This window comes from Enterococcus sp. 4G2_DIV0659, from assembly GCF_002140715.2.
Lineage (GTDB): Bacteria > Bacillota > Bacilli > Lactobacillales > Enterococcaceae > Enterococcus_L > Enterococcus_L mansonii.
The window spans coordinates 595,554-610,700 of record NZ_NGLE02000001.1 but is presented as its reverse complement, the minus strand read 5'-3'; the positions used below and the strand labels follow the sequence as shown (position 1 = coordinate 610,700).

Below are 15,147 nucleotides of genomic sequence, written 5' to 3'. Positions count from 1 at the left end.
ATTTTATAATTATCTTTTAAGTATGCATGTTAAACATTTTAAAAAATATATATTTACATTGAGTTCTTTAAGAATTACAATTAAGTATATGTATTATTATGTAACAGAAAGTGGTTCTAGTTTAAATAACAGCTCTAGCAGTGGTTCAGTTCGTCTGGAAGAAATGGTAGAGAAACGATATATTAACATTGGTTAATTATTAAATAAAGAAAGAACGGAAATGGTGAAAAATAAGTATGTTGATTATAGGAAATTTGAGCCAGTTTATAGTCATATAAAGGAGCATTAAAATAGAAAATATATCAAACATTGTAAATAATAGGGAGCTATAGCATGAAAAAAATAACAGGAAAACGTTTTTTAATAAGTAGTATTGTAATAATAAGTGTATTAATTATAGGAGTTGGAGGAAAAGTGTATATGGATAACAAACGATTCAATGATGAAATGATGAATGCGGTGAAAAGTAGGCAAGCAAAAAAAGTTTTTGAGGAAAGCTTGAAGAATTTAGATTCAAAAGCATTAACATCAGAAGGGGTGATTCAATCCTATGAGATTGATTATGAAAGTATTAGACATAATCCTATGGGCGGAATTATGAATAAACTTATAATTAATAAAAATAAAAATCTTTATGTTCGCATTACTTTGTCAAAAAATTCTGATAATGAATTGGAAGAAAGTGGTGGAGGCGTATCTGAAGAATTAACAGAACTTTTAGATAAGGAGAATAGATATTAATGCTAAATACAGATAAAGAAAATGTCGAACTGGCTAAACAAGAGTATGATCAATATCAAGTTGGAGATACTGTTACTATTGGAAAAGGAGACAGTAAAAAAACAATAGGGTACGTATCAGAAATAGTAAATAATAAAGAAACAGGAGAACAAGCCTTTATTATTACAGATGGAAATCCAAAGTTACAAAAACCCGATGAAGTAAATCATGTAACGATACTTTTTCAAGGGTCGTTAGGTATAGATAAGACAGTTGAAAATCCAGGAGAAGTGAAAAGAGATTGGTGGGATAACAATAAGCAAATCGCTAAAACTGTAGTGAAGGGACTAAAAGACCCAAAAGCTGAGTTTGAACCTACGAAGCAAATGAAATCGTCCGGTAAAACATTAAATAATGCGATGGATAAATATTTTAACGCAACTTTTGATGCATATGGACATTCTCAAGCTTCTTCAAATGTCCAATACGCTCTTGGTGCACTTGACTCACAAGGGAAAATTGACCGAATTAGTGGGGCATTTATTTATCAAGGACCAAATGCATTTTCCATGTTAAATAAAAAGCAGCGAAAAAGAGTCGCGCAACTAAAAGATCGTATTTTTAACTTTGTTGATGAAAAAGATGCTGTGCCTATTGGGTATAGAATATCCAATGGCATCCTAAATTCTTTTCATATAGGAACAATCATTTTTGTTGATTCGAAAAAAAAGGGCATGACTGACCAACATATGTGGGGTGGGTATCAGTTTAAAAATGGACAATTACAAGTAACGAAGGAATCGTTAGTACAATTCCAGCAAGCAAAACATACTTATAATATGTTGATTATGCGTGAACAAGTAAAGGCTTTGGAACAACTAGAAAAGAAATTAACGGCGAGCGGTGGTGGGCTTTCGTCTGGGGAACGTATCTATCTAGAAGATAGCCGAGCTTTAGCGGTTGTGAGCCATGCTTCCTCAGAATTTGAAACTGCGATGTTATTAGTTGTGATGGTGTATCAAAAAGGCATACAAAACGCAGAGAAATTATGGACAGAAACGTTAACCGATGCTCGTTCGATCGGAGTAGAGTTATCAGAAAGTGAAATCATTTCTGCATTAGCAAGTGGTGGTTGCACGAAACAAAGTATTGTCACTGAGCCAGTCAATGAGTACCAACAAAAAATTACCAAAGCGAAAAAAATGTATGAAAAATTCAATCAGCTAGCAAAAGAAATAAGAGGAAAAGTTACCGAATTAGTCCAACGAGATCAAGAGTTAGCGAAACAATTAAAAGGACTTGTGTCGTAAATAATAGGAGAAAAAAATGGAAACAGAAGAAGAATTACTGCGAAATTATCAAAGAAGTAGAGCTGAATTAGAAGACCAAGAAGATGAAGTAAAACGATATATACGAAATGGACAAGACTACAATCAAGAGCTCTTTTTTCAAGTACGTCAATTGTTAGGAAAAAGAGATGCTTCTATGGAGTCAATAATACAAACCCAGCGAGAATTACAGCGAAATGAGGACAATTATTTAGAAGAATTGGCCCAAGAGCGCAAAGAGTTAATTTTACAACAAGAAGAAGTCGAACAATTCTACAGAAAGAAACGTCAAGAGTTAAAAGAGTAGGAGGAATAAAGGGTTGTCAAAAGAAGAAAAAAAGCGAAAAGAGCGAGAAAAAGCGTTCCGAAAAGAGAGCCAACGACTCGCAATAAAAGGGCTTGGTAAAAGTACAAATGAACAAAAAAACACAGATAAAGAATCCATAAAAACACAAGGTGAAAGCAAATTAAAAGAGGCGGCTGCAATGATAGGGAAGACAGGAAGCTCCTTTCAAGAGTCGGTAAAAGGGCAATTCGGGAAAAAAGTGACGGAAGTATTTGAACAACAAAAACAAACGATGGATAATTTTTAAAAAGAGGGGGATTTTTGGATTTATTATAAAAAAAGATAGATTGGGATCAATAGTTTATTGCGTAGAAAACATATTTAAATAATTATTATACAAAAAAAATTAGGTAGTATTGTCAATATACTCTTTAATGTATATAGTTAGTGAAAATAAAAATTTTGTTGGAGGAACGATTATGGCAAATGTGAAATATATTGGAAATGATACTAAGAAATCGGAAAAAGGGAAGATCCATACTAGAAACGGAAATTATACAGCTTGTGGCGCTCGCATAGATGATAACCCACAAGATTGGTTAACAACAACCCAATCTGTTACTTGTGAAAAAAAAGGATGTAAGTAAGCTTAAATAATTACTTTCTAAAGAAAAATAATGTAATTTGCTAGCTTAATATTTACAGAGTGATTGACAGTACTACCTAAGTTTTTTTGTACGATAATTTTTTAGTTATTGGAAAGGTAATCTGATTCATAGCTTTATTTAAATAGCAGGATAGAATACTTTAATGATGGTTTTCATGTATAATGAATTCATAAATAATCGGTAAAGGTTGATATCATGAAAAAACAAATAAAAGTAGTCGGAGCAGTAATAGAGAAAAACGGAAAAATACTTTGTGCCCAAAGAGGTCAAGATAAATCCCTAGCAGGTTTATGGGAGTTTCCAGGAGGAAAAATTGAGCAAGGAGAAACGCCTCAACAAGCGTTAGAACGTGAAATCAAAGAAGAGCTTCTATGTGAAGTCTCAATTAAAAATAAAATCATCACGACAAGTTACGAATACGATTTTGGCATCGTCGAACTCACAACATTCTTCTGTGAGTTGATAGCCGGTGAACCTAAGCTAACAGAACATGAAAGTATTCAATGGCTACCAATTTCTGACTTAACTTCTTTAGAATGGGCGCCAGCAGATATTCCAACAATTGACGCTTTAGTAAAAGGAGTTTAAAAATGAATCCTCTTTTAGAGAATTTTAAATCAGCACTTGAGCATAGCTTTATTGATCAATCGAAAGAGACGAATGAGTTATACAAAGCAAAACTTTTAGTCAACCAAGATGAAATGGGGAAAATGGTTCTAAATGATTTAGTAGATGAACTAGCAACGTGTAAGGAGTTTTTCTTTGCTGTGGCGTTTATAACCGAAAGTGGTTTGCTAGCAATTAAAACGGTACTTTCTGATTTGGCGAAGAAAAATATAAGAGGAAGAATAGTTACCTCAAATTATCTATATTTCAATTCACCAAAAGTCTTCAAAGAACTTCTAAAGCTGAAAAATGTAGATGTAAGAATTGCTGAAATCGATGGCTTTCATGCAAAAGGCTATTCATTTAAGCATGACGATTACGAAACGATGATTTTAGGTAGTTCAAATTTAACAATCAAAGCATTGAAAGTAAATTGTGAATGGAACTTAAAGCTAAACTCACTTTTAAATGGTGATTTAGTCCAAGCAATGAACCTAAATTTTGAGCATATGTGGGAAATTTCCCAACCATTATCTGATGCTTGGATTACAAAATATCAAATGGGTTACAAACCAATTTTAAATGTACAAAAAGTGGATACTATGGAAGAGCCATCTACTAAAATAGACTTGGACTTCAAAATAGATGAAACGGAGTATGGTATTGAAACAATTTCTCCTAATGATATGCAAAAAAGAGCATTGGAAAAAATTCAAAAAAAGCGCGATGAAGGAGAGCAAAAAGCAATAGTCATTTCTGCAACAGGAACAGGGAAAACGTATTTATCAGCGTTTGATGTTAAAGTATACCAACCAAAGAAATTTCTTTTTATTGTTCATCAGGAACAAATCTTAAAAAAAGCGAAAGATCAGTTCATCAAAATACTAGAAGAAGATGAAAAGAAATTCGGTATCTTATCAGGTAACAGTAAAGTTACCAACGAAAAATATGTATTCGCGACAATTCAAACATTATCAAAAGATGAAACTCTACCAAAATTTGCTAAAGATACATTCGATTATATTCTAATCGACGAAGTCCATCATGCTGGAGCAAAAACGTACCAGAAAGTAATCGATTATTTTGAACCAGACTTTCTTCTTGGAATGACAGCAACACCAGAAAGAACGGATGGATATAATATCTATGAAATGTTTGATTATAACGTAGCGTATGAAATTCGATTACAAGAAGCTTTAGAAGAAAATATGCTTTGTCCGTTTCATTATTTTGGTATTACTGATATACAAATTGATGGACGAACAATTGATGACAATTCATCTTTTAATCAACTAGTTAGTGACAAACGAATCGATTATATAATAGAAAAAATCGATTATTACGGACATTGTGGTGATAAAGTTCATGGACTTATCTTTTGTGGAACGAAAAAAGAAGCACGTGAACTAGAACAAATATTTAATAATCGTGGATTCCACACTAAAGCGTTAACTGGAGACCATAAGATTGATGAACGTGATCGAGTAATTGCACAATTAGAAGCGGGCAAACTTGATTACATTATTACCGTTGATATTTTCAATGAAGGAATTGATATTCCAACGGTGAATCAAGTCGTAATGCTACGAAAAACAGAGTCCAGCATAATTTTTACCCAACAATTAGGTCGTGGATTAAGAAAAGCTAGAAATAAAGACTTTGTAACAATTATCGATTTTATTGGCAACTATGACAATAATTATTTAATTCCAATAGCCTTAACAGAAGACAGTTCTCTAAATAAAAATAATTTACGAAAAAAAACCATGGCAACAAAATATCTTCAAGGAATGTCGACAATTATGTTTGACGAAATTACCAAAAATCGAATTTTCCAATCGATTGAATCATCTACATTTAACAATGCTAAAAATTATCGAGAAGCCTATCAAAATTTAAAAAATCGATTAGGTCGCATACCAAAACTAATTGATTTTATTGAACAACAATCAGTCGATCCAGTGATTATTACGAAATATAAAGAGAATTATCCTGCATTTTTAAACTGGTTAAAAGAAGAAACACCGGTGTTAAATAATAGAGAAACAAAGGCTTTAACTTTTTTATCAAACGAACTTTTAAATGGCAAAAGAAATCATGAACTATTGCTATTGGAAATACTGATTGAAAAAGGAACAATAACAACTGAAGCGTATCAATCGTATTTAAAAAGCAAAAATTATCCTTGTGATAAACAAACACTGAAATCAGTGGAACGCATTCTATCATTGGATTTCTTTACTCAAAATGAAAGAGAAAAATACGGAGATAGTCCAATTGCAGTTTGTTCTAATGATACATTTTCTTTAGAAAAATCATTTCAGGAGAATCTTCAGAACAATCAATGGTTTGCCAACTGTGTAGAAGATATCATAAGAACCTCTTTTGAGCGTAGTAAACGTTATGTGTTAAGCGAACGATTAACTTATAATGAAGTTTATGGACGTAAAGATGCTTGCCGTTTATTGGACTGGGAAAAGAATGAAACTGGAACAATGTACGGCTATCGTATCAAATATAATACATGCCCAATTTTTGTGAATTATCACAAAGACGATACCATCTCAAACGATGTAAAATATGAAGATGAATTAATCGATCAGCATACACTATTATGGTATACACGTCCCAAATTGACGTTCTCAAGTAAAGAAGTAAAAGAAATTATGAGCTATAAAGAATCAAATTTGGCTATTCATGTGTTTGTTCAAAAAGAATCTGGTGGAGATCCTGAATTTATATATCTAGGAAGAGCTTATCCAAAACTTGAAACTGCAAAAGAATTAATCAAACAAGATAAGAATGGCAAGGACACAAATATCGTAAGTATGGAAATGACTTTAGAAAAAGCTGTTCCATTAGAAACGTATGATTTTATAAAGCAGAAATAGACTTCCAGAGGATGGATCATTTTCCATCCTCTTTATAATATACGCAAAATCAATCCAAATCATTTTTATTTTCATATTTAGTATGAACCTTCTCAGCCCGAACCATCTCCATTGCCAATTCATCCCCAATCTCAACCAACCGATTATAATCCTCATAAAACGCATGAAACATCTGCGCCCGTGCATAATACTCCTTCACAATCCGCTTCTTATTAATAGATCCAGTCCGAAACTCAAAAAAATGATCCAAAATCGCCAAAGGCTCCTGCCAAGAAGCCATCTTTTCCATTAAATCTCTCAACTCAATAATATCCTGATACGTAATTGCCTTTACATTCTGTCCTTGTTTTTCCATTCTCCTAATCTCCCTTTAAACGATCGAGAAAAAGCCAAAACCTGACTTTTTCCCATCTTATTTTTATTCATATATACTAAAAATTGACTTAGGCAGCCTATTATCCAGCCATACAAACAGCCTCTCATAACGGCTGACCAAGTTTGCATAACCTTCTTTTAGATAAAACAAAAAACGATATCGAAGTAATCAGTGAGAAAAAGTCAAATGTTCAACTACTCCTAAAAATGCTTCAATACGAAAAATGTATTGATTCCTTTTTAGTCCAGTTACTCAAACCTTAACGACTTTTAATCATCCCAAACCCAATACCGCTATCAATCAGCCAAACCAAATCCTATGATTCTTCATTAAACCAAACCAAGATTCTCAAAAAATCCTAAAACCAACTAGAATTTCAAAAGAAAATTAGGTACAATAAAGAAGCTAGTGCTTCGGTGCTAGCAAATTGGCAACTTGTGTAGACATGCTTTGGGTGTCTATTCAAGGCTTCATCATTCGGTTGCCGCCAAATGGTGAAGTGCCTTTTTATTTTATCCAGTTTTTCATCGATTCTTAAAATAGTCCTCCTTTCAAAAATAGTTATAGGATAGAAAAAACGGCATTGAGCAGATGCCCAATACCGTCGACAATAGTCTAATCCCACATACACAACAACCCATCGTCACCGAAAAAAGCAAAGATTTTCTAGAAATCTCACCCTATTTTAGGTACAATAAAGAAGCTAGTACATGTTGCTAGCGCTATTGGCAACTTGTTTGGACAGCTTTGGGCGTCTCAACAAGGCTTCGATCGTAAGGTTGCCGCCGAACGATTGAAGTGCCAATTTTTATTTATTTATGTCGAATCACAAAACGATTATAATTTCTATCCCACACCAATTATTATACAGAAAGACACCACCAACCGCAACGCCATTCGGCATTTCCACCCATTAAATAACACCAAAAACAGCTCTCTTATATATAAGGAAAAATAACAAAAAAAAGTTTTAAGGTTCAATTAGAGTGGCAAAATATTCATTCCTTTTTCTATCTACTAAACAAGAATACGGTAAAAATTTGAAATCATAGTAAATGAAAAAACCTGTTGAGAAGAATAACAACAGGTTTTTGTTTAAGGTAAGTAAATATCATTGTGTTTTTTTTCACAAAAACAAAAATAGTTTCTATTCTTAAAACTTAAAAATAGATTTGTTCCAAACCTTTGTTGGATGATCACTATCGTATTTAATTTTGATCGTACTTCCAACATCGCAACTCATAGGGACTTGAATTCTGTTTTCAGAGACGTATTTTTTCCCGTCAACTGTAAAAGAAACGATTGCCCACTTAGAGTTATAAATCTTCATGACCTCAGGAGCTACCAGAAAAACCTCTTCAATAACAGCAGTAATTTCTTCAGTATTTGAATTTTTCATTTAAACTTCTCCTTCCTTTTTATAAATTTTAACCAATGACTATTAAAAAATAAAAATTAAGTACTAACGTAAATAATTATCAACGATGGAACTGATCAATTTCTTTTTGTAAATCTTCCTGCAATAAAAGGTCACTGAATAAGTAAGCTGTTTGTAAGCCTAATTCTACTCTAGACGCTTCTGGAATGCAAATACCTTTTCTTACGTTTAGTACCGAAATAAAGTCATATCGTTTTGAATCGAAAACTTTTTTCTCTATGAAATTACAAAAATTTAATGCAAGATCAAAGCGATTATTTTGCATCAATAAAAAAATTAAATTTAAGTATATTGATATCACCAAAGGATTAACATTAGTGAAATGATTATATTTTTCGGTTTTCTTTAAAAGGTTATTGCCAATGAATATCAGTGAATCAGTTGAAAAGTAGAATAAAATACTATTAATCAAGTAAATATCTAAAATGAACCATTCATCAGTAGTTTCCAGATAATTCCAGATTCTTGAAACAATAATTTTATCAATACAAGGAATTTTATCTATTGGGTTTTGTTGCATTTTCTGTAGCACAGTTAGTACTTCTAAAATTGAATGGATATACCAATTATATTCTTGATCTAAATATTCGTTGCAAGTCATAATTAAATGTTCAATTTTATCCTGTTCCAGATTTGATTTAATTTCGATAAATTTTTTTAAGATATTCCCTTTAGTCATATCTACTCCATGATTATTGTCCATCAAGTATAAAAATTCTTCGAAGGTAAGATCTAATTTTTCTAACAGGTAAATGAAATTAGACAAAGTAATGTCGGAGTGCCCGTTTTCGAATTTTGACAAAGTTGTTCTGGAAATCTGGTTGCCACAAACTTGTTTTTGAGAGATGCATTTTGCTTTTCTGACTGATTTATATGTGTTTCCATAGTTAAACATTTTCTTCAACCTCCTTTATATATTTTCTATTGTATTCCAAGCTACTCCAATTATAGCTACATATTGAAACTAAGTGATCATTTTCCAATTGGAGCAATGCAGTCATGAAAGAAAAAGATACTTTTACAAAACGTGAAATAAGTGTACATTTTGAAAAAATAAAATAATGGTTGTTATTATATTATCATAAAGTAAAGGAGGTGTTCAATTATGACTTATGTTATTTGGTTTGTAGGAGGCTAAATTGAAAGATATTCAATTTTTTAAGCTTGAAATAAGACAGTATAGCTTACGTAAGAATGGAGGTGATACTATGCAAGAACCAAGTATGGATACAAGATCGTTTATTGAATGTGTTGGGTGCTCTTTCTGTGGATTATGTGGTCTATCACTTACGTTAGGAACTGGATTGTCAGTTGTAAGTGGTAAAGATGGAAAATGGTGGTAATTAGCCTTTTTATTTAATGTTTTTATCAACTAAATAAAGAAAGCTGTACCTTATTTCAAGTTTAAACAATTGCATATAGAGAGGAATCTAAAATGAGTAACTATTTATATTGGAATAAAATTTTAGAGTTTGTAGTCCAAAAAAATAATAAAGTAGAGTTAACTGTTTTTGATGAAGACTATGTATATACAAAAGATAATAAGACTTGTTCTTTAGACTTTATAGGATTTGAAATCATAAGTAAAATAGATGGAAGTAGAACAAAAGAAGAACTTATTAATGAGTTGGCTTGTAAATACAATGATTCAATCGAAAATGTAGAAGGCATTGTTTCTAGATTTTTAGAAAAGTTCATTATTGAAATGGACGTGAAAATTCTCGAAAAAGAAATATGTAAGAAAATAAATATCTTTATACGAGAAGAAAATACTAGGTATCCGAAAATTGTATCAATCGAAATTACTAATACATGTAATATAAAATGTCTTCATTGCTACGGGAATTATGGTGCATTAAAAAAAGAGATGCCAACGCTATATCAGATAAAATCGTTACTTGATGAGTTAAAAAACTTGGGAGTAAACGGTATAGAAATTACTGGGGGAGAATGTACGACACATCCAGATTTTACAGAAATTTTAAGACATGCTTATAAACTAAAATTTTCTTCAGTTTGTATTTTGACAAATGGAATAAATTTGAATGATACCCAAATTGAATTAATGAAGAAAAATAGAAGCTCTACATCTATTCAAATAGATTTACATAGTTTAGATGATGACTATGTTACATGGTTCACCAAACGTTCTAATACAACAGAAAAAATCAAAGAAAATATAATTAAGGTCAAGGCTGCTGGAATTGTGTTAAGAGTTGCGACAGTTATAACTAGAAATAATTATTTTGAATTGCCAAAAATTGGAGAATGGCTATATGAGTATGAAATTCGAAATTGGGGGATTAGTCCAGTTATCTCTTTGGGAAGAGCTCAGTTCAAAAATAATGAATTAATCTTGACTTTAAATGATCAAATTAAACTAGAAGAAATTTTAGAAAAATTATATAGAAAATACAAAAATGATATTCGTTTTAATTCTACTAAAGAACATGAAGGAGAAGTTAAAAATTGTGGGGCTATCGTTAACCAAGCAGTCATTGATAGTAAAGGAAATCTGAAAATGTGTACGATGGACACAGGCGAATATTTTGGAGAGCCTTTAGGAAATGTATATAAAACAGCTATAAAAGAAATATATGATAGCAACGTAGATTTTTTAGAAGCTTTTGCGCAATTAAAATCACCCAGCCCATCAATCAAAGAATGCAAACAATGTGAGCATGTTAGATTTTGTGGTGGCTGTATTTTAAGAGGAATTATAAAAGCAAAAGAAATTGGCGATAAGTGTTTCTGGTATAAGGATGTCGTTAGTCCTGAAATAAAGAAACAGTATCCAATTTATATAGCATAAAATGAGGAAGAGATGCTGATGGTAAGAAGTGAAAGAGTAAATTTTTTGAAAAAATATATAATGAGGAATAAGAAAAATATTGTTATTGGTTTATTGTCTATGATTCTGTTTTCGTTGATAACCACCCCTTTGTCTTTGATTATTGGTCGAACAGTTGATATGTTATCATCAACAAATCGAAGTTATATTCAATTACTTCAATTTATTTTAGTTATATTATCTATTCATGTAATCAGTATTCTATTATCGTATATATATCAAATGTGTTTTTCAAAAGTCCAACAAAGAATAAATAAAGAAATAAAAGCGGATTTACTTAAGATTGTCTTTAATGCTCCATTGAGTATATTGGAAAAATTTGACAAAGGATATTTAGTTTCCAGAATTGATGAATCGCAGCAGATAAGTTCATTATTAAGTCCCGTAAATCTAAGTAGTCTGATTGGAATATTTAATATATTTTTTTCATTTATCCTAATGTTCATCGTTAATTCAAAACTTGCTCTTGTAAGTATGCTGATTATTCCAATTTGCTTTGTTATATCATTTAAGAGTACAAATAAAATTCAATCTGGTGCAACAGAAATACAAGAAGCGAGCGGGAAAGTCAGTGGAAGTATATTCGAAGATTTCAATCGAATTGAAAATATAAAAATATTAAATATACAAAAAACTAGGGTAAAAAACTTAACAAATAAAATGGATAAGTTGTTTAAGAGAACAATTTGCCAGACTCGATATTTAATTAGCTATTTACAATTATTTTCTCTAACAAATAGTTCTATAACTGTTTTTATTTTAGGAATATCTGGTTTTCTGATTTTAAGAGATGAGATGACAATTGGTGGGTACACAACATTTTCACTATATTTAAGTCAGATGTTGCCAGCTATACAAGGGTTATCAAATATAAGTATTACTTTAAAACCAACAATAATAATAATTGATAGGGTTTTAGAATTATTTTTATTACCAAATGAAAATATGGGAATGAAAACTATTGAATCTATAAATACTATTAGTTTTTCTAATGTATCTTTTAAATATTCTAATCAAAGTCAATTGGTTTTAAATAGAATAAACCTAAGTATTCGATTAGGAGATAAAGTTTTAATCAAAGGCAAAAACGGAACAGGTAAATCTACAATATTGAAATTAATATTAGGAATTTACAACGTTACTAGTGGAGAAATAAAAATCAATGGGATATTGAATACAGAACTTGATAAAATAAATCTTAGATCTAAGATAGGGATGGTTTCACAGAATATTGAACTTTACAAAGGGACTATTTTGGAAAATATTCTATACGGCTGTGAGACATCTACTAAAGAAAATGTTTTTTCTATAGTAGAAAAATGTAATTTAAAGAACTATTTTGAAAATTTTCCGAAAAATCTAAATACAGAGTTGTCTGATTTAGGAAATGGTGTATCCGGTGGTCAGGCACAGGTGATCGCTTTTTTGAGAGCCTTAATTGGAGAAAAGGAATTATTAATATTTGATGAGGCAACTTCAAATGTTGATATGAAAACTAGACAGTTAATATTTGAGGTTATAGAAAAAAATTATTTTTCTAAAACTATTTTGATTGTTTCACATTCAGATGAGAAACTTCCATTCATTAATAAAACTATTCAACTATGAATCTGAAGTTAGAGTTTCAATGAAAAGGTTAGATTTTAAATAAGCACTTCAGCATTACTATGTACAATTAAATAAAAACCGATCAGGGCAATTCTCATGCTCTGATCGGTTTTTTCGTTATTTCACTAATTCCCAAACAGGAGTATTTCCAGGTTGGTTATTTTGTGTCCACCATTTGGCTTTATAGGTTTTCCCTTGGAACGTCACGGTATCTCCACCAACATATGCTTTTTTAGAATCCCATTCCATCACTGCATCTGAAAGGAGTTTCCAAGCATCTGATCGATCTGGACGATTGCCTTGTGTCCACCATTTTGCTTCGTACTCTAAGTTGTTATAGAATACTTTGTTACCAGCTGTGTAGACTTTATTACTTTCCCAAGTAGAAAGTTGGTTTTCAGCTGCTTTTGTTTTTACTGTATGGCTATCGCTTTTAGCTGATTCTTTATTTGAACTGTCGAAAGCTGCGATTTGATACGTATAGTTTGTATTTGCTTGTAAGCCAGAATCTTTGAACGTTGTTGTGCGAACGGTCGTGATTTTAACTCCATTACGGTAAACGTTATAGCCTGACACGCCAACTGGACTTGTAGAAGGAGACCAGTTTAATGTAATCGAATCTTGTGTGATATTGCTAGAAAGAACATTCACAGGTTTGCTTGGTGCTGGTGTTTCAACAATTGGTGCGTTCGGTGTTCTGATTTGTAGGTTCATACTTCTATCAGACGTTTCACCAGTTGAAAGCATTGTTGCAACAGAGTAATTGTAGGTAGTTGTTGCTTTTACCGATTTATCTGTCCAGTCAGTTGCACTTGTTCGAGCAATTTCTTTGCCGTCTCTGTAGATAATATATTCTTTGATTGGTTTAGCACTTTGAGCATTATTCCATTTGATTTTTACAGAATCGTGTTTGACATCAACTGCTGATAAATTCGTTGGTGCAGCTGGTTTTTCTGGTTGAGCTGGGTCAATTGGGCTGATCGGATTTTTCATTTCATCACGGTATTCCCAGATTTTATGTGTTAATTTTGGATATTGTTGAAGCACTTGTTTTGTTTCTGCGGTTACTGGTAAGCCCCACATGTCAAAATAAGGCTGTAAATTTTTATTGGCGATTTTTGATGCAGAAGTAATAAAGTATTGTTGTTTCGCAACATCACTTGTTAGACTTTTTGCTTCTTCTCTATATAATTTGTGCAATTGAGGATAGAAATTGTCCCCAAATGCTAATTCTAACTGCCAGAACATGCCTAATCTGACGAAAAGATCCGTGTTACTGTCATAGTTTTTATTCGGTTGTTGGAAATGAGAGAAGATTCTATTATATACGCCATCGCGTTCTAAACGACTTTTATTTCCGAATGCTTTTTCACTTCTTAAGCTGAAAATATTTACAGTTACTTCTGTTTGATTTCTCCACGTCATACGTTCCATTTGATAGGTATGACCTAGTTCGTGCATTGGTCCCCACATATCGGTAGGATTTGCCGTTAGCATATTTGCCATCCCTGAATTTTTAGAATAGCCAGTATGGTTGAGTGATGCATACATATAAAATTTTGGATCTTGTGTTTCACGCATATGTTGAAAGATACCACGGCTTGTTCTGTTTAATGAAGAACTATTGTCTAGTCCAGCAGTTTTATTATGGTTTTCTACTACTTTATCGTACGTTTCAAGGGTCTTTTTCGGAGTTTTGACATGTTTTACTGTCTCTTTAGAACCAGTAATTACTGTATGTTTTCCGACTAATTCATACCCTGGAGCATTTGGATTTTGGCGTATTTGATTTTGCCAGTCGGTTTCTGTTGTTTTTCCAAGGATGAAACGAGGCAATTGTGTGCCGCCTTCAACTGTAACAGACAATGTTTTTTGTGATGTTACTTTTGAAATATTTTGTAGGTGAATAATACCTTCATTTGTGTTGTTGATGATATTTTTCCCTTTTTTCAATGGGAATTTGGTAGGATTTCCTTCTCGTGATTGATTTAAGACGACTGGTGAGATGGTATAGGTCGGTAATTCTGTTTGATCTGTACGTTCGTCAACATAGATGGTGATAACATCTGTACTTCTTTTGTAAACACCTGTTGATTGATCGTTGCTGGCACCAAAATAATTATCTAATTGAACTTTTCGATAAGTAGGAACATCTTCAGATTGTGTAAGTGTCAATTGAACACTCGCATATTTTTGTTCAGGTGTTAAAACAGAAGATTGATTGGTTGCTTCTGCTTGTGTGGCATGTCCTTCTGCTGCATAAATGGTGCTACTAGCCAGGATCGTTAGTAACATGGTTGTCCCCAAATAGGTGTAAAACTGTTTCTTTTTCATTCGTTTAAAAACCCTCTTTCTTTTTGGTATGAAATTAGTAT

At 32.0% G+C, this 15,147-nt stretch carries 14 protein-coding genes; 10 read left to right on the top strand and 4 right to left on the bottom strand.

Going from position 1 to position 15,147, the window contains the following annotated elements:
* Nucleotides 1-333 precede the first annotated feature (333 nt).
* The 7 genes from A5880_RS02885 (at nucleotide 334) to A5880_RS02855 (ending at nucleotide 6,499) form a co-directional block, all read left to right on the top strand.
* Nucleotides 334-741: a DUF1310 family protein gene (locus tag A5880_RS02885; protein ID WP_086331709.1), complete on the top strand. Its 408-nt coding sequence runs from the start codon at nucleotides 334-336 to the stop codon at nucleotides 739-741.
* Complete coding sequence (locus tag A5880_RS02880) at nucleotides 741-2,030, top strand: hypothetical protein (RefSeq protein ID WP_086331708.1); 1,290 nt, start codon at nucleotides 741-743, stop codon at nucleotides 2,028-2,030. Before A5880_RS02885 ends, A5880_RS02880 begins: the two co-directional genes overlap by 1 nt.
* Before the next feature lie 16 nt (nucleotides 2,031-2,046).
* Nucleotides 2,047-2,355 carry a hypothetical protein gene (locus A5880_RS02875; RefSeq protein ID WP_086331707.1) on the top strand — a complete coding sequence of 103 codons (309 nt, stop codon included), beginning with the start codon at nucleotides 2,047-2,049 and terminating at the stop codon, nucleotides 2,353-2,355.
* Nucleotides 2,356-2,368: 13 nt separating this feature from the next.
* The gene (locus A5880_RS02870) at nucleotides 2,369-2,641 is read left to right on the top strand and encodes a hypothetical protein (RefSeq protein ID WP_086331706.1); all 273 of its coding nucleotides are present in this window, start codon (nucleotides 2,369-2,371) and stop codon (nucleotides 2,639-2,641) included.
* 172 nt (nucleotides 2,642-2,813) lie between these two features.
* Nucleotides 2,814-2,981, top strand: a complete 168-nt coding sequence (locus A5880_RS02865) for a hypothetical protein (RefSeq protein WP_179190488.1) — start codon at nucleotides 2,814-2,816, stop codon at nucleotides 2,979-2,981.
* 216 nt (nucleotides 2,982-3,197) lie between these two features.
* Nucleotides 3,198-3,590 carry a (deoxy)nucleoside triphosphate pyrophosphohydrolase gene (locus A5880_RS02860; RefSeq protein ID WP_086331705.1) on the top strand — a complete coding sequence of 131 codons (393 nt, stop codon included), beginning with the start codon at nucleotides 3,198-3,200 and terminating at the stop codon, nucleotides 3,588-3,590.
* A gap of 2 nt (nucleotides 3,591-3,592) precedes the next feature.
* On the top strand, nucleotides 3,593-6,499 hold the full coding sequence (locus A5880_RS02855) for a DEAD/DEAH box helicase (RefSeq protein WP_086331704.1): 2,907 nt from the start codon (nucleotides 3,593-3,595) through the stop codon (nucleotides 6,497-6,499).
* Nucleotides 6,500-6,548: 49 nt separating this feature from the next.
* Here the strand turns inward: A5880_RS02855 and A5880_RS02850 are convergent, their stop codons facing one another.
* From A5880_RS02850 to A5880_RS02840, 3 genes are all read right to left on the bottom strand, one after another.
* Entirely contained in the window at nucleotides 6,549-6,854 is a 306-nt protein-coding gene (locus A5880_RS02850; RefSeq protein ID WP_086331703.1) for a hypothetical protein, read from the bottom strand.
* A 1,174-nt stretch (nucleotides 6,855-8,028) separates the two neighbouring features.
* A complete protein-coding gene (locus tag A5880_RS02845) occupies nucleotides 8,029-8,274 on the bottom strand; it encodes a hypothetical protein (RefSeq protein WP_086331702.1) in 246 nt (81 codons plus the stop codon).
* 79 nt (nucleotides 8,275-8,353) lie between these two features.
* Entirely contained in the window at nucleotides 8,354-9,208 is an 855-nt protein-coding gene (locus tag A5880_RS02840; protein WP_086331701.1) for a helix-turn-helix domain-containing protein, read from the bottom strand.
* Nucleotides 9,209-9,521: 313 nt separating this feature from the next.
* Here A5880_RS02840 and A5880_RS02835 point away from each other — a divergent pair, with 313 nt between their 5' ends.
* The 3 genes from A5880_RS02835 to A5880_RS02825 all read left to right on the top strand — a co-directional run bounded on the left by A5880_RS02835 (nucleotide 9,522) and on the right by A5880_RS02825 (nucleotide 12,772).
* Complete coding sequence (locus A5880_RS02835; RefSeq protein WP_256924847.1) at nucleotides 9,522-9,656, top strand: hypothetical protein; 135 nt, start codon at nucleotides 9,522-9,524, stop codon at nucleotides 9,654-9,656.
* 92 nt (nucleotides 9,657-9,748) lie between these two features.
* Complete coding sequence (locus A5880_RS02830) at nucleotides 9,749-11,125, top strand: radical SAM protein (protein ID WP_086331699.1); 1,377 nt, start codon at nucleotides 9,749-9,751, stop codon at nucleotides 11,123-11,125.
* An 18-nt stretch (nucleotides 11,126-11,143) separates the two neighbouring features.
* On the top strand, nucleotides 11,144-12,772 hold the full coding sequence (locus A5880_RS02825) for an ABC transporter ATP-binding protein (protein WP_336576938.1): 1,629 nt from the start codon (nucleotides 11,144-11,146) through the stop codon (nucleotides 12,770-12,772).
* A gap of 117 nt (nucleotides 12,773-12,889) precedes the next feature.
* Here the strand turns inward: A5880_RS02825 and A5880_RS02820 are convergent, their stop codons facing one another.
* The gene (locus tag A5880_RS02820; protein ID WP_086331695.1) at nucleotides 12,890-15,106 is read right to left on the bottom strand and encodes a M60 family metallopeptidase; all 2,217 of its coding nucleotides are present in this window, start codon (nucleotides 15,104-15,106) and stop codon (nucleotides 12,890-12,892) included.
* Nucleotides 15,107-15,147 lie beyond the last annotated feature (41 nt).